The following is a 25,062-nucleotide window of genomic DNA, read 5'->3' as shown; positions in this document are numbered from 1 at the left end:
GGGAAGAGGTAGCGCGCCGCCAAAAAAGTTCCAATAGGACAATGTCTTCTCTCGGTGTCGTTGACGCAGGGTGAAGGGTTTGCCGCGGTATGGCTCAATCGTTGCGGGTGGATGCGGACCTGCTGCGAGCCCTGACCCCGGAACTCGCCGCCATCGCCGAAACGGCACAGCAGGAACTCGCGCGCCTGAAGGAAAGACTGGCGAGCGAGGGCAAGTGCTGGGGCCAGGACGAGCCGGGCCGGGTCTTCGGTGACAGCTACGAACCCGCGGCCGAGAAGGGAATCACCGGATTCGAGAACCTGGTCCACAATCTGCGCGGAATGAGTAGCAGCGTCGCGGACGCCGGCCACAACCTGCAGGATCAGGACCAGAACTTCGGCTCGCAACTCCGCGAGCAGGACCCGTTCTCCTCCGTCCCGGTTATCAGCCCCTCCTATGACCAACCGCTGTGGCAGAGCCCGGCGACCCAGCCCGTCGTCGCGCCGGATGTCATCGGCCAGGATTCCGCCCCCCGCACCGCCGCACCCGGCCGGACTCCCGACCCCGACGCCGTCCAGACATCGAACCAGTCCGGTTCCCAGCCGGGCAGCAACCCGGTGATGCCGGAGCAGCCGTACCCCGGCGAGTACGGCCCGAACAACAGGCCCGACCAGCAACCGTCTTCCAACTCCACACCCACACCATCGTTCCCCGACCGGCCGACGCAGAGCGCTCCGAACCCCGCCCCGAGCGCCCGGACACCGACGGCACCCACCGCTTCCGCACCTCCTGCTGCCGCACGTCCTGCCGCGACGCCACCCCCGGCCAACCCACCCGCCGCGACAGCGACCCCCAAACCAGGGGCACCCGACCAGGCAGCCGTGCGCCGCCCGCCGGAGAACCGATGGTCGCGGCCACCCGCCGATTCACCTTGGCTGCGAAACACCCCCGGCACGCCGTGGTCGCGCGGCGGCTCCACACCCGGCCAGGTCCCCCCTCCGCACCGCCGGGGTCCCCAGTCCGACGCGGCGAAACCGGCGAAATCCGGCAAGGAAGGCAAACAGCGCAAGCCGAAGCCGACCTCGACGCGAGCGAAGCGCTCCCGCGTGCGGACCGACCCCGATGCCGTGGCCGCCGCCGACGCGCTCGCGGCCCGCCGTAAGCTGCGGATCGCCGGATTCGGTACCTCCGGCGTAGCGAAGCCCACGGTCGAGGAGATCGCGGCTGCCGTCGACACCATCCTCGGCAAATACCCGTTCGTCCAGCCGGCCGGAATCGAGATCACCGATCTGCCGGATAGCGCCGTGTCCCGCGTGGTCTGGGATCGCGAGATCGTTGAGGGGGAAGAGCCGGTCCCCGGCGGATGGATCCTGCTCGACCGCGTGGCAGCGGCCAGTCCCGTGCTGCTGGCCGAGAAGGTCGGCGCCGCAATTCGGTCGGGCGAGCGTGTGGCCGGGTCCGAGGATCGGCCGATGTATGCGACCGTCGTGCGCGATCTCGGCCGGATACTCGAAGCGGGCGCTGGTCCCCATGTCCGGCAGTCGGCGCACCGGTCGTTGGTCATGGAGTACCGGCGCATCAGCGGTCCGTGGGACCGCGGCGACACTTTGGCGGAGGTCGTGCGCGGGTACCGCCAGTGGCGCGCCCAATTGATCCGGGCCTGCTTCCCAGACGGCCTTTTCGATCCGCTGACGGCGGTGGTGGAAGCGTTCACCGAGGTCGAATTACGTGGCGACAAAGCGTGCGCACCGGCGAAAGTGCTGCACCGATCGCTCATCGAGCACGCACGCGGGCGATCGAGCGGCTAGTGGTACAGATCCCGGACTATTTTCCCGAGTGGCTGACCACCATGGTGCTGGGTCACTTTCCGGAGGGGGACCCGGAGGCAATGCGGCGCGACGGGGACGCCTGGTCGGACTCGGCGAACACGCTCGTGGTGGTGCTGCAGCGGACCCGGGCGGCGGCGGAGCGGTTGGACAGGGCGGTCGAAGGGGAGACCGGCGCGGCGATCCAAGAGCAGTACCGCAAGATCATCGCCCACACCCAGTCGCAGATCGAGTTCAACAACACCATGGCCAAGCAGTTGTACGACAACGCCACGGCCATCGAGTACCAGCAGTACGTCATCATCGGCATCGCGGGAGCGCTGCTGGCCCAGGTGATCATCGATATGGCGATGCCTCCGCCCGGCAGCATCGTGAAGGCGATCGCCGATCGCGCCGAGGCGAGAGCGGGGATGGAACTCGCCAAGCGCGACTTGGTGCTGGCCATGCTGGGAAAGGCCGCGCGGTTCGTCGCGGAGCATCCACGGCTGGCGCTCGCCACGAAAGGTGTGTTCTTCGGGACGGCCGTCGGTGGTGGGGTTCCCTATGTCGCGCAGCGTGTTCAGATGGCGCAAGGCCACCGGCAGGTGGTGGATTGGCAGCAGGTCAAGATCGGGGCGGCAGCAGGCGCCGTCGGTGGATTGGTCGGTGTCGAGGTCGGTCGTCGCGTCGCGCCCGCGGTGATGCGAGTGGGCGGCCGGGTGCTCGGCACCGTGGCCGCGGGCGGCGTGGGTGGTATGGCCGGTGGTCTGGCGGGCGGCCTGACCGCATTCGCTTTGACAGAGGGCGAACTGCGCGGCAAGGACCTGGCCACCATGGTGTGGACGGGGTTCGGCTCCGGCCTCGTCGGGTCGCTCGGGGCATCGGTGCGGGCGGCTCGGACCAGTGCGTACATGGGTTCGCCCGAACGGGTCGCGTCGGAGAATCCGGCGCTGCCCCCGGACGCTGCCGGGCCACTGACCAGGATCTCCGCGCCCGGAGATGGTCAGCCGCCGCAAACGCTGGCGGCGAGTCCTGAAGGTATTTCCACCACCAGCGAGGTAGGCCCGCCGCAACCGGGGCGGCCCGCGGCCGGGTTCGATGGCTCCGTGCCGCCGCCGGACGGCCTGACTCCCGAGCTGATGGCGGAGGGCGAGCAGATCTTCCGCGATATGTTCGACAACGCGACGGTGTCGGAGCGCAACGACCTCGCCCGGTTCCTGGACAGCGACGGCCCTGGGCAGCTGCCGGACGGAAGCGGCGGAACCACCTTGCCCGGGAACGCGCCGAACCACCCGTCGGGAGGGCCAGCGCATCCCTCGTCACCCTCGTCTTCTGGACGCGGCGGCCCCTTCCCCGCCTGGGGAGATACCGCAGTCGCACGTACCTCGTCCGCCGTGGTCCCACATCCCGAGGGCGGCTCGGCGACACCGATGCAGACCCGTCAGTTCCAGATCAGCGATCCTCAGGTCCGTCCGGACCAAAGGGGGATCACGGTGATCACCGAAGGAACCGTCGCCCAACCGGACACGCCCGCGTTCGGCGCCGAAGTGCTCGCCGACGGGAGCGGTACTTATGAGAGTCCGTACATGATCAAGCACGGGCCTGACGGAAGCCTGTACATGGTGTCGCCGGAGCAGACGGCCGGTGGCACTGCCCCGGACGCGACGACACCCCCGTCTACCGGCAAAACGCTGGAGGAAGGAACCACCGCCCCCGAGGAACAGCCGCTCCTCGACGTCGACGCGGAATTCGCGCGCATGGCAGCGGAATTCACGGCGACCGCGGACAAGACGGATTCGAGCGATCCCACCGCCTCGGTGGATGCGCGGAAACAAGCCGTCGACGTCACGCCGCAGGCATCACCGACTCCCGATACGAGCAATCCCCAAGTACCGCCGAGCACACCGAAGCAAGAGGTCACACCAACGGCGGCGACCGCACGCCCCACCGCAGAGGCGGACAACCCGGTCGGTCATACGAACCCACCGCGGCCGGTTCCGGATGCCACGCCGTCGCCGACGCGCCCCGGAACCGACACGAACAGCTCCGGCACCCCCCCTGTCTCGTCGAAATCGGATACCGCCCCCACACCATCGGCGTCGACCGCTTCCGCCCCGGGCGCAAACAACTCCGCCACGCACCCCCCATCGTCCCCGGGCCATCCGCAGCCTCCTGGCCGCGGCGGGGCCGAAACGAGCGACCCTGCGCGACAGACGAGGTCACCGCAAGCCCCTTCTACCGCTTCCGCGCAAGCTACGGCGGGCAGAACACCCTCTGGCGCAACCCCGCCGAACCCCATCCCTTACGCCGCACCGGCGGCGCTGTCGGGTTACACACCGGATAGTTCTGCCACGCACACGAGCACGTCGACTCAACCCACAGGATTCCTGACAAACAACCCCGGAGAAACCCCCCAGCCAGCCGCAACGCCACCGGATCCCATCGCCGCGACCGGCCGTCCAGACGCCGACGAACCCGATGCAGATCCAGAGGAGTTCCCCACGCCACCGGGAACCGTCGTGGACGACCCCCGCGACCACAACGTCTGGAAAGACCCGCGGGAGCACAGCGTTTGGGAAGACCCCCGGGACCACAGCGTCCAGAAAAAGCCGGCGGGAGATCACGTCACCATTCCCGGTGTCTCCTACCCGCTGGAGGACGAACCACCCGCCGACGCCATACCTGTCATCCCGCGCACACCCGCGCTGAGTCCGCTGCCTGTCGATTCCGTCGGCTTGGGCCGTGCCTTCCAAAACCCCGACAACCCCGACTCCGCGTCACCACGCCCTCCGGACATCGCCAACCCCCTGTCGGATCGCCACGTCGCCGCACCGGAAACCGGTCTGGACGCCGGGCTCGACAAACCGCCCGCGTCACCCACCATGGCCACGCGGTATGCCACCGAACCGAACCCCGGGACCCCCGGTGCTCCGCAGACACCCGCGGGGCCGCACCTGAACCCGCATTCCCTCGAATATCACCAGGACCCCAGCCGTCTACCCCCCGTAGGCGGCGTTCCGCACCTCCAACCTGCCCCCCAACCGAGTGGAAAGACGGAGCATAAGCGCCTCATCGCCCAGATGGGTGGCGGCGACAAACCCCGAGGGCGCAAGAAACAACCCTCACCCGAACCGGAGCCGACGCCCACACCACCACCACAGCCGACGCCCGAACCCCCGACACCCACACCGAAACCGGATCCGCGGCCGAAGCCGAAGCCGAAGCCGCGTGGCCAGCCCTCCACACCGCCGGTCCCTGAGCAGCTGGTGGAGCGCGAGGGCGCCGAAGCGACCGGAGCGGTCGGTGCGAAAGGTCAGCGCGCCTCCACGACCGCGCGCGACGGCTCTGACCGTAAACGTCCGCATTCGGGTGTAAGTCCGGGAACGTCCGCAGGACAACCGGATCCGCGTTCGCTCCTGCATCGGGCACAGCAAGGTGACCCGGAAGCGTTCAACGAGCTGCGCGAGCAGTACGGACTCGACACCCTCCACCACGTGCGCCGGGCACTCGGGGTATCCGAGTCGGAGTCGACCGACCAGGACGAGCAATTAGCGCAGGCGGCAGGGGCGATCAACGGAGCCGTGTTCCGGTTCGCGGAACAACAGCGGTGGCCTGTCCCCGCGGGAGAGGATGTGGGCAGTTGGTTGCGCCGCGTCGCGGATGATGCGGTCATCCAATCCGGCGTCCTCGGGGGAATGCCGGACACAGCGGCGGCCGAATCGGCCGCGCCCACCGACCTGCACGAGGTCTCCACCGGAAGCCCCATTGCCATCGAGTCCGGTAACCCGGTGGACGCCACCACGGACGTGGGGCGTCCTGCCGCCCCGGTCGCCCAAGCAGTTGCCCTCGCGAACGAAACCGCGATCGGCCCGTCGTACGGCGCGCACGCGCCCGACGTCGAAAACGCGCCCCTGGCAACTCCCGACGATCAATTCGGCGATGCCGCGAATGATCAGCCCCCGGTCGACAACTCACCGGAGGCTGAACAGGGCGCCGACCAAGTTGTCGATGCGATGCGCCAGGCCGCGGAAGCGGTGCTCGCGGACTACTACGCCCAATCCGGACCCGATATTCCAGAGGCCGACCGGCTGAACAACATTCCGGCCGCCACGCTCGCGGAGATGCTCCGCAGCGAGGACCCAGCCGACGCCACGGCAGCGGTGATCGAGGTGATTCGCCGCGGCGAAGACAAGATCTTGCGCTGGACCCAGGTCGCCGCCGTGACGGAGATGCGTCGAGTCCCGGTGAACATGGACGCCGGAGAGGGCAAATCCCTTGTCTTCCTCGCCCATGCCATCCGCGAGGCCATCGAACACGGTGCCGTACAAGTCATCACCACCCGTGACAACCTTGCCAACCGCGAAGTTGCCAGATACGTCGCGGTTCTGGCCGAGTACGGCATCGATATCGTCCGCATGAATCCCGACCACGCCCCTCGGCCCCCCGAACCCGGCCGGCCCACCATCTACATCGGCACCCAGCAGGACGTCGGCTTCGCCGCGCTACGCGACAACTGGGTTCCCGGTCGCAGTGCGGCGATCGACGAGATCGACGAAGCCCTCATCCACGCCGACACCCAGTACATCCTCTCCGACGGCGCCGACCAGCTCGCCGACGCCGCCACCGCCGCCCAGGTCACCGATGCCCGCGATTTCCTCACCGCGGCACTGCGCGACAACCGGCTCACCGAAGACGATTTCGGGCGCACCCCCGGCCAACGCGGCGGACCGGCGCGGCTGACCGAGGACGGTAGGCAAAAGCTGGAGCAACTGCTCGGTCGTGCGCCCACCGAGACCGAATCGACCCGCATCGCCATGGCCGCCGCAGCCCGGTGGGAATACGTGGAGAACGTGCACTACGTCGTGCACAACGACAGGGTGTTCATCATCGATCAGACCACCCACAAAGTCCTCTTCGATCCTCAGACCTCCTCCGAGAGCCGCTGGAACGGCGGCCTCGCGCAAGCCATCGAGGCCGAACACGGCTTGCGAATCCGCAACGACCCCGCCAGTTCGAAATCCATCACGGCGCAGCAACTGTTCAGCCAGGAGAACTACGACCACGTGACCGGCGCTTCCGGCACCGCCGAGGGTTCCGCCACTCAGCTACAGCAGCGCTACGGCATGGGCGAGGTCGCCAAGATCGACCGTTTCCACGAATCCCAGCTCATCGTCCACACCGACAGCATCTCCCCGGACGAGGCCTCGAAGCTGCGGACCGCCGCCGCCGATATCAAGGCCATGCAGGAAACCGGCCGACCGCAACTGGTCCTGGCCGACCGCAACGATCTCGTCGATCCGCTGTCCGCCCTCCTGGACGACCTCGATGTCGCACACACCGCCGTCGACGCGAAATGGTTCCTCGACCACGGCACCGATGCCGAGACCGACCTGCAAGCGATCTTCGATCACGCGGGCGAACACGGCAAAGTGCTCGTCATCAACATGCAAGGCGCTCGCGGCGTCGACATCCCGATCTCCGACGCCATCCGCGAACTCGGCGGCCTGCACGTCATCGTCACGGGCCGCTCCGCCCGCTCCCGCGACATCGACATCCAGGCCGAGAACCGCTCGGCCCGCAACGGCGACCCGGGCAGCGCCCGCTACTACACCTCACCCGAGGACGACCTCTACGCCCTGTCCCCTCATCCGCTCGTACAGACCGTCGTCGTCCAGTACACCCAAGCCGCCGCCGAGCATCAGACCCAACCGACTTCCGAAACCGAGGCAGCGCTCAACCAGGCAGAAGACGGCCTCCGCGCCCTCGTCGACCCGCTTCAGGAATTCGCTGCCCTGCTACACCAGCACACCCATTCACCCACCGATCCCACCGCAGGCCCGACCACACGCGGACCACCCGCCACACCCACCGACCGAAGCGCCCGGCAACCACAACACCCGCCGCCTATCGGTTTCCAGCCGCCCATCTCCCCGCGGCAGGATGCTGCGGAGCCGTCGCCCCGTGCGGACGACTCCCCCGCGCCCACCTCCGTCTCCGATGCCGGGACGGCTGTCACACAGCACGCATCCGCTGACATCGAGCAGCCGCGGCAGGCTCCCGAAGAACAGCGCTTCCTCGACTGGTATCGAGGGCGGCTGGCCGATCGATCAGGGTTGCCTCGTCAAAGCCTGGCGGAGTATGTCGAAATGCACCGCCTCGAGCTCGATCAGGTGCGGCGATGGCTGACACGAGCGGGGATCGAGGCGAGTAGTCACGCGGCGGAGCCGATCGGGCAGCTTCCATGGCCGGGCGACGGCGACAAAACGGCGTGGCTGTCCGAAATGCGCCGATATCTCGGGGTTGCACCAGCGGAGATGGACGCACTGGTAGGCGCGGCGCATGGCACGTGGGAGGCAATCGAGCAGGGGACTCGGGACCTCGAACTCGAGCAGATCAGAGCCTTGCTCCGTCGGGTGCCGTACGCCCGGAGAATGTACACGGATGCGTCGTCCTATTATCCGGAGCTACTCACCGACAACGGCGCTGCCGCATATCCCGAAGGTTATTCTGATATCGGGAAATACATTCGATCCCTGCGCACCGAATCCGGGCTGGAGGAAGAGGACTTGGCTGCTGCGGTAGGCAAGTCGAGCGGCACCGTCAAGAAATGGGAAATAGGAGATATCTGGCCCCCGGCAACAGCGGTTCGAATAGTTACCGAAGCCTCGCCGTTCTCGCACAACGCCACCTATGACGAACTTGTGGAGTGCTTTACATATCTCCCCAGAGCCACCCCGGCATTGCCCGATCCACGCGCCGTCGCATCCTTCGGCGAGTATGTCCGGTACTTCCTCCGAGTCAACCAGATGAAGGACTCGGACGCTGCGCGCGTTTTCGGACTGACACGAGTACAGATCGGGCGTCTCAAAAAGGGTGCAGAGATCGACGAATTGACGATTCTGCGAATGTACCGTGATGTTCTGCGCGGGGGCGGGATCGACCGATGGAATGATCTGGGCGAGGCGTGGGGTCTCACCTACCGGATGGACCCGGCAGGTGAGACCGTCCCCGACCCGGCCTTTTTCTCGACAGTTCATGATTGGCTGACCGCAGTACGTCTTTACTACGGAATGAGCCGGTCGGATTTCGCCTCGCTAATCGGAGTAACGAAGAACACGGTCGCACTACGAGAGAGGCGAACCACACCGAGCGTGGTGGCTCTCCGGCAACTGCGGGACCTCCTCGAAAATCTGGATGAACAACTGCCGGGAGAACCTTTCACCAACGACACCCTGGTGAAGGCCTTGCAGAAATTCTACGCCCGCCAGGACGTGGGAATCGGAGACGAAGAGGATACTCGCCTGCTCTGGGATCTGATAGCAACTCGGCCAGAGTCTCCCGAGGAGCGGGAAATTCGAAGCCGGCTTCTGGAAAAATATCTCTGGATTGCGGAGGCAGCGCCTCGGTTCTGGACAGTGCCGGGAGAAGAGTACCAAGATCTCGTCCATCGAGCCATCGAGGCCATCGCGACGGCCACCAGTACCTTTGTTCCGCCTGGCGAATTTCCCCGGGCCGCCATGGCGAATGCCCGCTGGGCCATGAAGCTCAACTACTACAAGCAGATGTATCCGAACTTCGGTTCGAAGGATTTCGAGCTGATCTACACCGTGGATACGTACATCAGGAATCGAACCGATGTCCCTGGATCGGCCGAACCGGATGACGCCGAGATCGGTGCGGCTCTCGGATTGGATCTCGCCACCGTCAAGAAGGCGAAACAGTGGATCCAGCTGCGCAAACCGGTATTCCTGGAGCATTCGAATCACAGCACCGCCGAATCCGAGCCAGACGGGAGTGACAATACTTTCCCGGTCGACGTCGTGGCACCCGACGGCACCCGCTCCTCTTCGGAAGAAGAACTCTTAGACGAGGACTTCGCGGTGAAGCTGAGACAAGCCCTGCCCGATCTGTCCGAGGCAGCGCGGCGCGCCGTGCTGCTCTACCTCATACAGGACATCTCGCTGGCCGAGATGTGCACGCGACTGGATATCGGGCAAGAATCGGCTCAGGACCTGATAGCGAGGGCCACCGAAAGCATCCGGCAGGTCTACGTCGCCGAGCGGGATGGTGACCCCACTGACGCCTCGCGCCCGGACGCCGAGCAGCCGGGGCCCTCCGCCGAACCCACCGGCGATCGCGGGCCGGGACGGGACAACAGCTCTCACGATGATCCGCTAGAGGGCCGGTTCGCCCCCATCCGTGCATCTCTCTCCGATTTCCCGGACGGACACATCGATGCCGCCGAAGCGATGTTGGCCGCCCTGCTGTCGTCGACTCATGGGCGTACACAGGTGCGGCACGGTGCTTTCGGAGATCGCGGCAACCGGTGGGTAGTGGTCGAGGTGATCGAGGAATTCGACCCGTCGTTCGACGTGGCGTCCGAACCAGCGCTGCCCGTGCGCGACGCACCCGGCGCATCGACGGACGCGGGCCGGCTCACAGCGTTGCTCGACGCGAACGCCGCGGCTTGGGGCTACGAGTTGAGTCACTTCGGGCAGCACGCCCGCAGCGGACACGGAGGAAGAAGGAAGAGGTGGTTCAAGCTTTTCGAATCTCCCGGGCAGCATGACCCGTCGAATGTGCTGACCGACCCGATCGTGAAGCTGAACTTCGCGAGCGAATCGGTGCCACGCGGAGTCGGGACCTCGCGCCATGCCGTCCGCGAGGTGCTGACCGGCGCGGGGTGGGAGGACACCGACCAGATCGAAGACGTGGAGCTTTCGGTCACCGAGCTGGTCACCAATGTGCACGTGCACGAAGCAGGGGACGCCGAGGTCCGGTACTGGTTGTTCGACGATGTGTTGCGAGTAGAGGTCGCCGACCAGAGCCGAGGTCTGCCGAAGTGGCAGCCGGAGAGCAACTTCGCCGCACTGGAGGACACCTCACAAAGCAGCCCTGACGAGGCGGCGGCCGAATTCGAGGTGGACGACTTCCTGAAGGCCATCGATTTGGACGCACTGATGGCGGGTCAGCGAGAACCGGGCATGCGCGGCCGCGGCTACGGGCTGCTGGACGACATGGCCACCGCGTGGGGCGTAGACCTGGCCCGCACCGGGGGCAAGACGATCTGGTTCGAGGTGCGACGGAACATCCCACCGGGGACCGCCCAGACCGATCCCGGAGCACCGGGCGCCTCTCCGGCGGCTCCCCAGCTCCCTTCGGATACACGATCCGGCCAGGTGTCGCAGGTACCTCCACGGACAGAACCGCCACATGACATCGCGGCCACGGCTGAAGACTCCCCAGCGAATGGCGTGACCGGTCTCGGTGAGAACCAAGCGGCAGGGAATCCGGAACCCGGGCGCACTGTAGCGCCGACGGATCCCGACGCATCGGTCGAGCCGCAGGCTGCGCCGAAGCAGTATCCGGGTACCCCGGACGACGCGTTGGATGCGCCCCCGGGGCGCGTAGCGCGGGGTGACGGTGCAATGGCCGTAGCTCCCTATGCGAAGAGATTGCCAATCGAGGGACCACTGGTCTTTCACACACCGCCCGGTGATGTACCAGGCGTTGGTCGAGGCACGTCGGGTCAGGATGCGGACGGCGGCCTCGATGCCCTCGCCCGACTGCGTGCCGCCGTCGATACCGACCAACTGGAGTTGGTGATCGAGGGGGTCCAGGCGGAACGCGAAGCCGCGGCGGTGGGCGTGCCCACGGAGGTGGAGCCGGTCGAGCGGATCGAACAGATGCTTGCCGGGCTCTACGAGCTGCGCGCCGCGATGGGTCAACCGAACGTCCAGGTCTCGCCGACGCATTTCCAGACACTGGTACAGCTCTACCACGCGGTGATGGAGCGACTGGCGGCATTGACGGACGCGAACAATCTCACCACCGCGAACCACCTTTCTTCAGGCGGAGTGCAACAGGTTTTCGACCTTCGCGACCGCAGCCAGCGGGTCGCCGAAGCCGGACAGCGGTTCGCCGAAGCCGACAGCCGGGTCGATCAGCTCGCGGCGAGGTTGGACTCGACCCCGGCCAGCGCACCGACGAACGCTGGAGACCGGGGTCTGCTGGAGACTGTCGACATCGGTCTGCTGCGGACGTTGCAGGCGCACCTCCAGACGGCACGCGATGCCGCGAGGGTGGATCCGCGTACAGCGACACCGGCGCAGATAGCGAGATATCAGAAGCTCAGCGGTATGTTCCGCCTAGTCGACGAACTGCTGAGGACAGCGGACGACCCGGATGCGGAGATCGCCCAGGATCGCCTGCGGAACCTGGTCTTCCACTTCCACGCGGCGACGGAGTGGGTGGCATTCGAGAACGCGAGCGATGCCGATGCGACGAGCGTCCGGAACGCCTACGTGCGTGGACGAGAAGACCTGGTCAGGGCAGCGGTTGACCGTTTCCGCACTGCCGACGAGCGTGTTCGCTCGCTGACGCATGCCCTGTTCCCGAGCGCGCCGGACGACGCGCCCCCCCGGTCGGCTCCTGCACAGCCGAAGCCGGGGACGGCATCCGAAGTACCGGTACCCGGACCGGTCGTGGCGCCGCAGGCGGGAAGCGAAGTAGCTCTCGACACCCCGCAGCTACTCGATGCACTCCGGCAGATGTTTCCGAACGCCTCGTTCGACGACATCGTCGCGTTGCGCGAACTGTCCTTCCAGCGGAGTGGGACGAGCGCACCAGACCGTTCCCGCGAGAGTTTGGAAATCCTGCTGCGCAAAGCATGGGAGAGGCGAGCGGAGATCGGTACGCCGTTCCAGATCTACTCCATACAGATCGGCTACGGGGAAGGTGTTTCCACCTCTGATCCCGTCTCCTATCTCCGCGAGCTGGTGGAAATCCTCGAACATCGCTCTCCGGAGAACAGGATCGCCTACTCGCAAACTTCTGCTGGCGAGCTCGAGGTGCGCCTCGGCGACCTGGCTGCCGTGACCGGAGATCCTGCCGCACTTCCCTTTCTGAGATTCTCCCGCCCCAGCGAACCGCGGATGCGCGGCTTCCGCGTCTATATTCATCCGGCTCCGGACACCGCGCCCGATCTGATGCGCGAGTTCGTGCGGGAGGTCATCGACCAACCGGATCGGTTCCCCGGTGTCCGCAGCGCGAAGATCGCCGGACCGGTTGTACCCAGGAATGACGGCATCGTCACCAACGTGAACACCCTGGCGGATGCCGTACGGGTCCTCAACTGGCTGCGTGATTATCAGCAAGCCCATCCTGACTCATTCCTGTGGTCCGTACCGGCGATGACTTTTCAGGTGCTGCCCGGCGTGAGCCTCGGTGCGGAACCGGTTTATCCGCTGAGCTTCGGCGAGGTGCGCTCGCAAGCCATCTTCGTCGCGCTTCGATCGACTCTGGAAGCCGACGGCGATTTCGCCGCATTCCGGCAGCAGGCACTCACCACACTGGCCGCGGCCGACGTGGATCCCGACCATCCCTGGCTGCCTGCGGGCTCGTTCGCGTGGCGGGACCATCACGAAGTCGATCTGATCTCGGCAGCCGGTGTGACCGACCGGGGCGGGCGGGTCGGTGAGCGGCACGACGGGAACGAGGATTCCTTCGGGCTCACGACAGCCCGAGTCGGCGACGAGCAGTGGACCGCGGCGGCAGTTGCCGACGGTGTGTCCACTCAAGGGCACAGCGAAGAGGCCTCGGAGGCGGCCACCCAAGCGGCCACGGCAGTCCTGCATACGGAGGCAGCCCGTGTCGCACGCGGTGAAAGGCCGGACCCCGAGGCAACCGCGAAGAGAGCGTTCGAGGCCGCCGAGCGTGCCGTTCACGAGTTGATATCGACGAAATACGCTGATTCCGAAGTACCGCCGGCCACCACGCTGGTGCTCACCATCGCCACTTCGGCAAAGCTCATCACACTATCCCGCGGTGATTCACCCGCATTCTGGATTCCTCGCGACGGCGGCCCCGCGATCCCGTTGACCGAGGTCGACCCGGCAATGGTCGAATTGGCCGAGAGCCTCGGTATGAGTGTCGACGAGCTCAGACACTCCTGGCTGGCCTCGAGCCTGCGGGACTACCTCGGTAAGGACACCGAATCGGGCGAGCTGAATCCCCTTGTCCATGACGTCACCGAGCACGGATTCGTAGCACTGTTCTCGGACGGCGCGGTGAACATCTACTACGAAGACGAGTCGAGCGCGGACAGTCCCGAGCAGAGGATCGCCGACACGCTCCGCCAGAAGCTGGCGGAATCGTCGGGCAATCTGCTCGGTGCGGCGAGAGCGTTCGTGCAGCACGCCATCGATGCGGAAGAGCACGACAACGTCACAGCCGTGCTGATCGACAGCCCTTTCCAGAACCCTGGTACCGCGAATTCCCTACCCATTGCGACCGAAAGTGGCGAGCCACTCGCCGCACATGATCCCGAAGCGTCCGATGCCGAGCAGCGCATGGCGAAACGCGGAACCGATGTCGGCGAGCATTACGAGATCGCGGATCGTCCCGGGCCCGCGGCTGCTCAGGGCAGCGAATTATCAGCCGACCTCGCTGCTCGGGAAGGCCCACCGCAAACCGACGTGCCGCGAGAACGTCTGGCCGCGTATATCCAGCTAGGGGAACTCCAGCCCGGAACACCCGAGCATGAGCGCTCGGCCGCCGATATCGCTCGACGCGACGCACTGGCCCACGATTGGCTGACGCTCGCACTGGGCATGTTCACCTTGGAACACCAGTTGGCCGCACCGGGTCTCTCCCCAGCCACCGCGGCCGAGCTGACTCGCCGGCGCGACGAGCTGCGTACCGAAGTCGAACGCGCCGGCCGGGCGCTGGCCCCCGGACACACCGATCCGGCCGCGCTGCTGGGGACGCCGCCTGATGCGCGCCTCCAGTCGTCGATCATGCAGCCGGAGGAAGCGCGACTGGCTTTTCAGGTGGTCAACGACCGCTACGGACGCGAGGTGGTCCCCATACCCACCGGTGTGCGAACGGCTCTCATCCATTCCCGGGGAGATCTCACGCGGGCGGTAGGTGACGACAACCTGCATGAGTTCTCCTCCCTGACCGGAGCTTTCGACCTCATCGACCAGATGCCCGCCAAAGCGACAGCGATCGTGCGAACGCTGTCGAACGTCAATACCGACAACGTGGTGGTGTTCACCAAGGACAGCGGCGGCCCGGTCATCGAAATCAGCCCCCCGATAGCCCGCATGAAGCCGATCGACCGCTCCACGGGTGCCGCGCAATACGATTCGGTCGTCCGCAAAGTCTGGGTCGCGCTCTACGACGAGAACGGCGTGCTGGTTCCCCCTCCGGCGCCGAACACCGACGCCCCCTCGAGCCACCCCGCGCAACAAAAGCGTCCTGGAGGCGGCAGTCCGTCCCCCGGCCCGGTGGTGTCCTTCCAAGCCGTCGATCCCTTCGCCCCCGAGCGCCCCGCCCGCAGGCGTCACCGCACATTGACCGGCATCCTCGGACCCGACGGACTCGATTGGGGCGTAGTCAACTACAAGAATCCCGTCACCGGCCAGCTCTCGGGTATGGGCGAGCCCGAGGAACCCGCCGACAACTCGAACTCGGAAAGCGCCGCGACCACATCCGGGCTCACCGGAGCGAACCAGCAACCAGTCCCCCGCGAAGACACCACTACCGGCCCGCCCGCCCACAACACACAGTTCACGGTGCGCGCGCAAGGTCCTGACCCCCGGAGCGAGCTGGCACGCATGCGTGCGGGCTCGCATGCCTGGGATCAGCTGAGTGAGCTGCTGTTCGACTGGCCCGCCGACACGATCGACGACTTGGGGTTGGAACTCGCTGAGCGCGTGGTGACCGCCCTCGAGGACAGCGATGGCGGCAGCGTTCGGGTAGCACTGGAGGAGAGCGGCAACCCGGGCGAGCGCCTTCTCCGCGTGACAGTGGCTGATTCGACCTTCGAATTGCGGGAAGCTCACGAGCTGCCGCAGTGGCTGGCCGAGATCATCGCACCGGTACGTCACGTGCGCCTGAATGTGCCTGGGGAGCTGGCTATCGCAGTGCGGTTCCGCGACATCCCCAAGATCGCCAAAGCACTCGCGCCGCACAACCATCTCGGTGCCCCGGCTGATGTCGCACAGGACGATATCGACCGCGGGTTGCGTCATCGGGCGCGAATCAACCGCGGGCGACTGCACGCGTCGCTCCGCAATGTCCTGGCCGAACCGACCTTGTACCGCTCCGGCGACTCCGTGGTGGAACTCAATATCTACCCGTTCTGGGACCAGGACTTCCGGAGCGGGCTGAGTCAGCTGAACCTGACCGGACGCGACGATCGAACGCTGCCGCTCGATGAATTCGTCGACGCCATAATCACCGACCTCGAGCAACGCAGGCAAGCAGCCGGGGCGGATGACCAGCCACAGCAAGTCCCCCACCCCACCACGCCCTCCGCATCCGCGCAGGACAGCGCAGCTGAGCCTCGCCTCGTGCCGCCACAGGTGAACGCACCCGATGTCTTCCACGACGACCGCGCCGCGACACCGCCGCGTCTCGACGCTGCGCCCACTCCAGAGCGCGGGTCGGCACACTCCGCCTCCCAAGACTTCCATCACCACGAAGACGATCCGCTGGGTCGGCCCGATGGCCCGGGCGCACGGCATCAAGACGATGGCGAATCGGGCCGCCGAGAGAACTCGAACCTACGGCAAGTGCTCGACCAGATCTCCGAACGGTTGGTCTTCGACGGCCGCGGTGCTGCCGTGTTCGACGCCGACGGCCTGACACAGCGGGAGATCGAGGTCTATCAGCAGCAGTTCGCTTTGCTGAGCGGAGGTGCCGGCACTTTCCATGACCAGGTCATCGAGCAGATGCGCCAGGCTGCCCGGCATGCCCCCCTGGACAGGTACGTCAACAGATACGGCTTGAACACGCCCATCGATGAATTCCACCCTCCCGAGGGAATCGCGGGAGAGGTCGATCGTGACGGAGTACTGGAAGCCAACGTCTACGCAACCGAACGCACGCCGAGCGGGTCGGTGATGTTCGACCAGATGATGGACGAGATCGGCCATCACGTGCGAGGAATCCGGGGAGCCTGGGAAGTCGGTCTCGGGGAACGCGACAATCTCGACACGTTCAACGCGCTGATCCAGGATCTGTGGTCGTCCCCGGAGGACGCGGCCCGGGGTACCTTCACCGGAAAGATCGCCGTCCGTTACGGGTTCACCCATGTCTCGTTCGAAGGACTGGTCGGCTCTCTCGGTGACTATTCCCACGTCCGGGTGCTGTTCACCAAACCAGTCACGGAAGCGACCGAACCCGACCAGCCCGACGGCAGCGACATTCCCACGCCTGGTCGGCAAGTCGGAGGAGGTGCGACGCCATCTCCACGCGAGCAACCGCATTTCTACGACGACGTCGACCCGCACGCGGCCCTCGATACCCCCGCCCGAAACCAGCGCATCGGACGCCGAGCCGGACCCGACCCCCGCGTCTTCCATCACGACGAGAACGATCGGCTGGGCCGACCCTACGGGCAAGCCGTACCACCTACCCCGCCCGATGCGGGCGAACCGTCACCCACCGCTTCCGGCCATGGGACCGAAGGCTCCGCACACGCGGGAAGCGACGATCCGCCTGTGCGACGACCATTGTGGCCGGACAAGGCCGGCGAGAAAGCTGAGCCTACGCCGGGTGCTGCGCCTCGCACGGCTACACCGGGCAGCGAGCAGGCCGCGCCGGAGAACTCGGACCACGCTGCCCCGTCGGCCACGCAGTCAGCGGAAGCAACGCTGACGTCATCGCCCAATCAGCGGCACACGCCCGACCACGCAGTCACCCCTGCGGCACAGGGCCGGACGTCGCCTGCCGCTGCCGGCCAGGTTCCGGATTTCCGCAGGCCGAGCGATGAGGCGGTGGAGCTGTTCCATCGGATACTCGACGCGGAGCAGGCCGATGACCCGCATGCGCCCGAACTCCGGGCAGAGGCTGAACGGCGCATCCCGGATGACGGGGAGCGTGCTTACCTCGAACGTTACGTCGGCAATGAACGCAGGGCCGCGGCGTTGGCGGCGGAGCTGGGAATGACACCGGAGCAGCTGCGTGTGTCGATGACCGAGGAGCTGAGGCAGGCATTCAGCGGGGAGATCGTTATTCGCACCAGGGCCATCACTCTGGTGCGCATTCTCGAGAGCGGCAGATTCAAAACCATTTTCGAGACCGCGGCTAAAAGCCTTCTGGGGCGAGCGCAGTTGGCGCGTAGGGCGGAGATCGAACAGAAGCTGTTCGGATACGCACACGACCTGGCGGCGACACTACGGCCGGTATATGCCCGTGTTCGTACGACCCAGGGATCGTGGGCTCACGAAGGCGATATCGCCAAAGACCACGGCGACGTGGACGTCATACTCAAATCGACTGTGTTACAGCGTACAACGGCGAGCGTCGGTGACCCATGGGGCGTGAAGGCGATCCCGAGCAGCATCACCGACCCGCAGCCCGAGTCTTTCGCGGCCACCCCGAGCAACCATCGCGAACTCGCCTACTTCGGGCTCGAAGGCATCGGCCGCGATTATGGCGGGGAGAGGTTTCTCCGTAACAGCTATATCGAGGCCCAAATTCACGGTGGTGTCCCGGTCGCCGATATCGCACACGTCGTCTTCCATCGAGATCCGCCGGACAGGGCATTACAGGCAGCGCTTGCTGCCCACGGCATCCCATGGTCGATGGCCTCCGATTACTCGAGCAACCCGCGACAGCCGAACAACGGTCGACCGTCGGACAGCCCTGATCGCCCTCGGGGTGCCGCCGAAGCTGGTTCAGCTACTACATCGACGCCCGTCCACGGGGCCGTACCGGATTACGATTCGACCGACGGCAACGCCACCACACCCCAACCGACATCCCGCTCGAGCACACCATGGGGCAGTCATCCCACCGCGGCGACGACGCGCGGCTCGGACCAGGTACAAACCCAGCAGACGAGCACCAACGACGGCGGCGCAGCGACCACCGCACTCGATCCCAGCGCCCAGGCCGCTGCAGCTCCGGCAACGAACCCTTGGAATCGAGCCGCGCAAACGAACACCGCAGACGGGGCGCCGAGTCCGCGAGACCACGAACCGGAGCCGGCAAGCAACGCATCGGGGACCGCCGGCACTCCCGATCGACAGGACAATGGCACTCGGTCGCAGAGCACCGGCGCCACACACACGCCGACATCCACCACGAACCCGTGGGCTCCCGGTACCGCCGCTGCTAGCGATCACCGACCTGCGCCTAGCGACTCACCCGACACCGATGCGGTGCCGGAGATCGCGCGGACCGAGCCCGCCGAGCCGACGCCGCAGCACAGCCCGACCGCGCGCACCACCCCATGGAACCGCCGCACACGCACCGCGCGCGAGACCGCTGCGATCTCGGCGCAGACATCGACCGGCACGCCTACAGGGAAAGCCGAGTCCGAAGGTGAAGGCGCCGTCGTCGATCCGGACGGCACACAGGACAGCAGTGGAGCGCGTGGTTCCGAGAGCGGCGACAGGGCCGATGGCGGCGGTGATCCGCAACGAACTCGCCGACTGGGCGATGCGACCTCGGAACCGGAGGCCGGCACGGCCGATGCCGCCGCAAACACAACCGGCCGAGAAACTGGGGTCCGCACGAAATACGATGCCGTGTCACTGCCGTCGGACAAGTACATGTACACGCCGGAAGTCGCCGCATCGCTGGACTACACAAATGTGTATACCGCTGTCGGGGGCGGGATTCACGACGAAGACGCGCCCTATACCACCGGCCCGGAAGGTGATGTATTCTTCCTGACCGCCAATGGCGACCGCTCGATGCCGACCCCGGCTGGAACGCATGCCTTGCTATACAGTTCATTTCCCGAGCCCGACATACATGTATATTCATTCGGGCACTGGTTCATCGACGGCGGTCGGCAGGTATACATTATCTTCGGCAGTAATATGCTCCCGAAGGCATCGGCCGACTTGAAGTACGTCGCCCAAGGCCTGTTCGAAATGGCCGAGCGCGGTGTACCGGTGGAATTCGACGACACCATCCTCGGTGACCTGTGGCGAAAGCAGATTCCGGTCGGCGTGCCGACCGCCGGTCAACTGATCGACCAGCGCGGCGAAAGCCCCCACCCAGCAGTTCCCGATGCTCGCGCTATGTTCCCGGGGGCCACCGCTCAGTTTTGGATGTACGTCACGGCCGTTGTCCCGGCGGATGATTCGCTGTCGATCGTATTTTCGATCAACCCGGTTCTCGGTAAGCAGGGCCGGATCACCCTCGTACTCACGCGCGAAGATGACGTAATCACGGCCGAATACACGGATGTCGTCCTCGGCGAGGACGCCGATCGGGTATCCGCCGCGATCGACGAATTCCACACCAGGGCTGTGGATCCGTGGCTGGCCAGGTCGGGAGCTATTTTCACCGGCAGCGATGCGCCTGTGGACAGCGCGGCCGATGATCCGGGAGCTCGCCTGCAAGAACTGCGCATTCGTTTGGAATCGACACGGGCCGAACTCGCCGAGGCATTGGGCGGCGTGCTCACGGATCTGGTGCGAGCCGGGTGGGTGCGACAGGCGGTGACCATCGCTCAGGGGTGGATTCGGGGGCTGAGCGAGACAGGCTGGGCGGCGGTAGCTACAGCCCAGGAGATGGATCTTGTCATCGACTGGGTCGCACTGCGGCTTGCCGTGCTTCGGGACATCGAAGCCGCGAATGCGGCGCAGGCCGATCCGGTGACACAGCAGCAGCTCGCAGATTCAGGCGAGGAGTTGGATCGCAAATTGGCGAACCTACTAGGACTATCGGAACCTGGCCCGACAGCCCACGCATCCGCCGACAATTCACTGATAGAGCTACGCGCGCTCGCCGATGCGACGAGCAACCCGGACCTCCAGCGACTCGTCGATGCGATCGAGAACTTCCTGCTCGCCGACCACGCCGTCACTCGGCTCGAGAATGAGATGCGTGCCGGCAGCGAGCGCCGCCGCGGGCGAGCGGAAGCTACCGAAGCACCGGACGATGCCGCGTCCGAGCCAGACGAACCAACGCTGTCCGACACCGGTGTGGTCGACTCCGGCTCGTCGCCGCAGGCTCCTTTTTACGGTTGGGACGATACTGGTGGCTACATCGAATTCGAGTTCGACGATATTTGGATCATTCCCGTGTCTTCGTCCGACGGGAAGATTTCTGGCGCAGGATTTCCAGGGGACGAGCAAAATGCCGATGAGATCCGAGCGTGGGGCCTGACGGACAACAGGCCCGGAAACCGAGAATTTATACCCGTCTGGCCGGTGTCGGATGTGGCAACAAGAATGCCGGATATAGCTCCGACATCGCAGTGGGCTGAGGACCCGCAGCCCGAGAAAGCGCCGTACTTCGATGCGGATACGAATTCTGAGCCGATCGTCTTGTTCGCGCACGCAGAAGAAAACGGCTATCTGATCAATATCGAAGATCGGCAGACCGGGCAGCGTCGGGGAGTCCTCGTCGACGGAATCGTATTCGGCCGTATTGTGTGGTCGAGTGGTTACTTCCAAACCGCTTCCGCCCAACACCCGGGAAGTCAGTTGCTGCTGATCGGGTGCAGCGCGGCGGCCGGACACGCACATCGGTTGCTGTCGAACTATCTGCACGAACAAGGTTTCACAGGGGATGTCTGGGGCGGCCGAGACATCATGCTCACGAGTGATGAGGGGCATGTATGTATTCGGATCGAAGTGGCACCGGACGGCACCATGGTTCCGCCATTCGACGTTACGCGCGCTCCCGGATCTCCTCGGGAGGATGCCCCCGCAGAGTTGCCGCCGCAGCAGGCGGCACAGCCGCAGGTGCGTCCGCCCAGCCAGGTGGCTGAACCGTCAACCACCCCGGGCGGACTCCCACCCAATCCGCTACCCCCGGGGGTAGAACTCTTCCACCATGTCGACCCCAACCCTATCGACGCCCACTTCCCACACCGCCCACACGGCATCGGAGCGAACAAACAACGAAACCTCAACCAACACCTTCTCGAATTCCACCACCATGGCAACGGCGATGACCGATTGTGGAACGAACCACATCCGAAGGACGCTCGGGACACCAGCACCGACCCCGGCGCCGGCGAGGCATTGCTGGCGGTCGAAGCAGCGGCCAAGGCGGCTCTGGACGCAGCCGCCAATGGGGACGAGCGCCAGCTCAAACGGCTGCGACGGACCATCCGACAACTCGGCAACCCCGACTACGAGCAGTACCTCGAACTCCGTTTTCTGCAGGATCTGACGGTTGCCGACGCCACGGCCGCGATCAGCGCCAACCGTACGGCTGATGCTGCCAAGTCGCTACGGCGCCGCGCCGTCCACGCTCTCGCCGCGGTGCTCCCGGTGAGCCCGGCAGAGTTGCTGGACAGTCTCGACGCAGCAGCGCCGAACGCGACCCTGGTGGAGCTTGCCGACCGGATCAGTTGGCAGACCGCGCTGACCCAAACGTTACGGGCGGCGATCCTGTCGGGTCGGTTGGCCGCAGGCCGTTTGCTGCCTGTCGATGACGCATTGGCCAAGCACTTGGGCCTCTCGTCCAGAGACGTTGTCGATAGCGCGTATCGGCAGCTCTCCCGCGAGGGTTATGTGGTGGTCCACCGTGGAGGGGTCGGAACGAAGGTAGCGAGCCGCGATCAATGGCCTGGTACGCCGCCATCGGAGGTCGCTTCGCCGATTACTCCCGAAGAGATGCTGGGGATCTTCACGGAGGAGGCGCCGATGAGCGAGTTGTTGCAGGCAGCCGGGGGGAACTTGAAAGTGATGGTCTTGTCCGCGTTGCGCCGAGCGGTGCTCTCGGATCGTTTGGCCGGTCGGATTCTGCCTCGGGCAGAGCAACTCGGCGCCGCTATGTATATGTCGAGAGGCCCCGTGGAGAAGGCTTATCGTCAGTTGAGCGTGGAGGGGTATGTAGCCATCACTCCCGGGTTGGGAACGACGGTTAAAAGTCGGAACCGATGGTCGACCCCGCCTCCGGCGACGCCTCCCCGAGGGCATGGCCTGTCCGATCTCGACGTCGAAGTGCTCGAGCTGACCGCGGCAGGCCTGTCCGTCGGAGAGATCGCCGAGGCCGCCGGTGTCCCTCGGAGCAAGGTGAATTACAGCTTCGAACGTATTCGCGTCAAGCTCGGCCTCAGCGGTGATCGAGCGGAGATCGTGGCGGTAGCCAAGCAAAGACGGATCATCGGCGACCACGACCATCTCGAGGCGCGCAACGCTTCCGGTGAAGACCACAAGAGCCGTAGACCGCCGACCGATGTCGAACCGGAGGGCTCCACCAACAAGCGCGACGGCTCCGAACCACGGCATGTCACTAGGCACGTAGGCATGATCGGGCACGCAAGCGTCCCCCCCTGGAACGACATCGACGGCGCCGGTGCCGTCTCCGAGGGTGGCCTCTCGAATCTCGGAAAACCGCGCCAAGTGCGCAGACGGCTGCACGAGCTCAGCGAGACCCACATAGATGGGGGTGGTTGGGTCTCCGGAGGAGGGCGACAGCACGAGCAGGGTGACGGTGCCGTGTCTCCGGATTCGAACGATGGGTTCCGCTATTCCGGCCGGAACTATCTCGATCCCTACGAGGCCGCCGTTGCCGCGGTACGAGATCTGCCGACGGATCGGGGAGATCTGAACCCGGATCTCACCCTGGAATTCTTCCCGCTCTACGCACCCGATGGTCTGCGGACCGAGGAGGACTTGGAGGCGGTCGCGACGGCCGTGGGCGACCTGATGCACGAGCGTGGCTGGCGAGATCGGAGTCAGATCGAAGCCGCCTCCGAGGTGGTGCGCGTTGCGGGGCGCAACGCGATGACGTACATGGAGCGGTATACCCGCTCGCTGCAACGGTCCGGCGTCGAGTGGTATGAGGAACAGACCGCCGTGCAGGACATGAAGGCTCGGCTCACACTGCGGATGTCCACGCAGGCCGATGCTCGGTCGCTGTACGTGTCATTCGACGTGGACCAATACCGTCCCGAGCGATCTCCCGACATCGAGCTGTTCACGTGGCATGCGCCGCTGTTCAGCCATACCGAGGTCGGAACCGAGGTGCGGGAACTGCTCGACTCGGCCACCGTGTCGGGTGTCGAGCAGTGGGGTGAGGTCTGGGCTCGGTTCGACGAGCCGCGGTCGGAACCGCGCGGCGACAGCGTCGCGCCGCCGCCTCGGAGCGATCTCGAAGCGAAGGCCCGCATCGTTCGGAAACTGTACGACGACCACCATATCCGTTTCTCCGAGTGGGAAGATCCGGTCGTCACGGTGCAAGCCGTCGAATCCGTCGACCGTGCGCTGCGACACCTGATCGCGGAATACGGCGGCCGATTCGCACTGCGCGATTTCAGGTTCGACGAAGAAACCGAGGGCTTCGGCGTGACCCGAAGTTTCGGCACCACCACTCCTGACACCAGGGACTACTACGCGTCGATCAGGCTCAACAGAAGAATCTTCACCGATCCGGAATTCGCCCAGTCGTGGGCGGATCAAGTTGCCGACCACCGTTGGGCGGAGTCGGCCGAGGACATGATCTACCAGTTGACGCACCACGAGTTCATTCATGTCGTGGCGGACGAGGGTAACTGGACGCTCCATGACCTCGCACCGGCGATGCTGCGGGCGGCCTACGAGCTTTACCGTGGATTCGATCTGTTACCGGCCGAGGTCCAATTCACCGACTGGCTTGCCCTGCTACCTCATTACGCACTGCTGTCGTTCGTACACCCGCTCCTGGATATGTTCGATTCGGTCGAGGGTGTGGCCGAAGGAGCCAGGACCGGTGCGGTCGTATCGTCCTTGCCGTTGACCGATCCGGCACGAGTGCTGCATTGGCTGACGGTGACACGTGACGGATCGTCGCCGGCGGAGTTCTTGGCACGATGGGCACAGCGGCGAGCATCGGGCGAGCCGGACGTATCACTACTTTTGCAGGACTTCCGCGACCTCACCGGCCGGGACGATGTCGCGATACCAAACCGTCTCCGTCCTGAGCACACGACAGCCGACGTTCTGGCGGCCGCAACCGGCGGGCAGCTGCGCCGTTTCACGGATGTCGGGCAAATCGACGCCGAGTTGCGCGCCTCGAGGCAGTCGCCAGATGGTCGAGACGACGATCGCGGCGATGGTGTATCGGCGATTGTCATCGAGCCGGACGGCCGCGCCTACTTACTGGTGCGCCGCGTCGCCGAGGACGGCCCAGTCCGGATCGAGCTGCGCAATCCGGCCGAGGGCATCCTGTATGCCAATCACGTGCCACCGGCAGCATCGCCGGGATCGCCGGGTTTACAGGCCATCTTCTTCGACAAGTCCGGCGAGGGCTTGTCGTCCGTAGTGCCGCTAAGGGAAGTTGATGACGCGGAGCAGTTGGGCGCAGCCGAGAA

At 65.6% G+C, this 25,062-nt stretch carries 2 protein-coding genes (1 of these 2 cut by a window edge); both read left to right on the top strand.

The window, feature by feature from the left end:
- Positions 1-89 precede the first annotated feature (89 nt).
- Complete coding sequence (locus tag M8859_RS13110; RefSeq protein WP_195069859.1) at positions 90-1,787, top strand: WXG100 family type VII secretion target; 1,698 nt, start codon at positions 90-92, stop codon at positions 1,785-1,787.
- A protein-coding gene (locus M8859_RS13105) for an alpha/beta fold hydrolase (protein ID WP_249644284.1) crosses the window boundary here: on the top strand, positions 1,787-25,062 show its 5' portion. Its footprint extends 19,978 nt past the window's final position; the window shows 23,276 of its 43,254 coding nt (coding positions 1-23,276); it begins with the start codon at positions 1,787-1,789; the stop codon falls past the right edge of the window. The genes M8859_RS13110 and M8859_RS13105 overlap by 1 nt, the downstream gene beginning before the upstream one ends.

It is taken from the genome of Nocardia sputi, from assembly GCF_023501985.1.
Note: the sequence above shows the minus strand (reverse complement) of the source record. Positions and strands in the feature narration are given on the sequence as shown.

Excerpts from the sequence above, each read along its gene's own strand:
- M8859_RS13110 (WP_195069859.1), top strand. The coding sequence starts at position 90 with ATGGCTCAATCGTTGCGGGTGGATGCGGACCTGCTGCGAGCCCTGACC.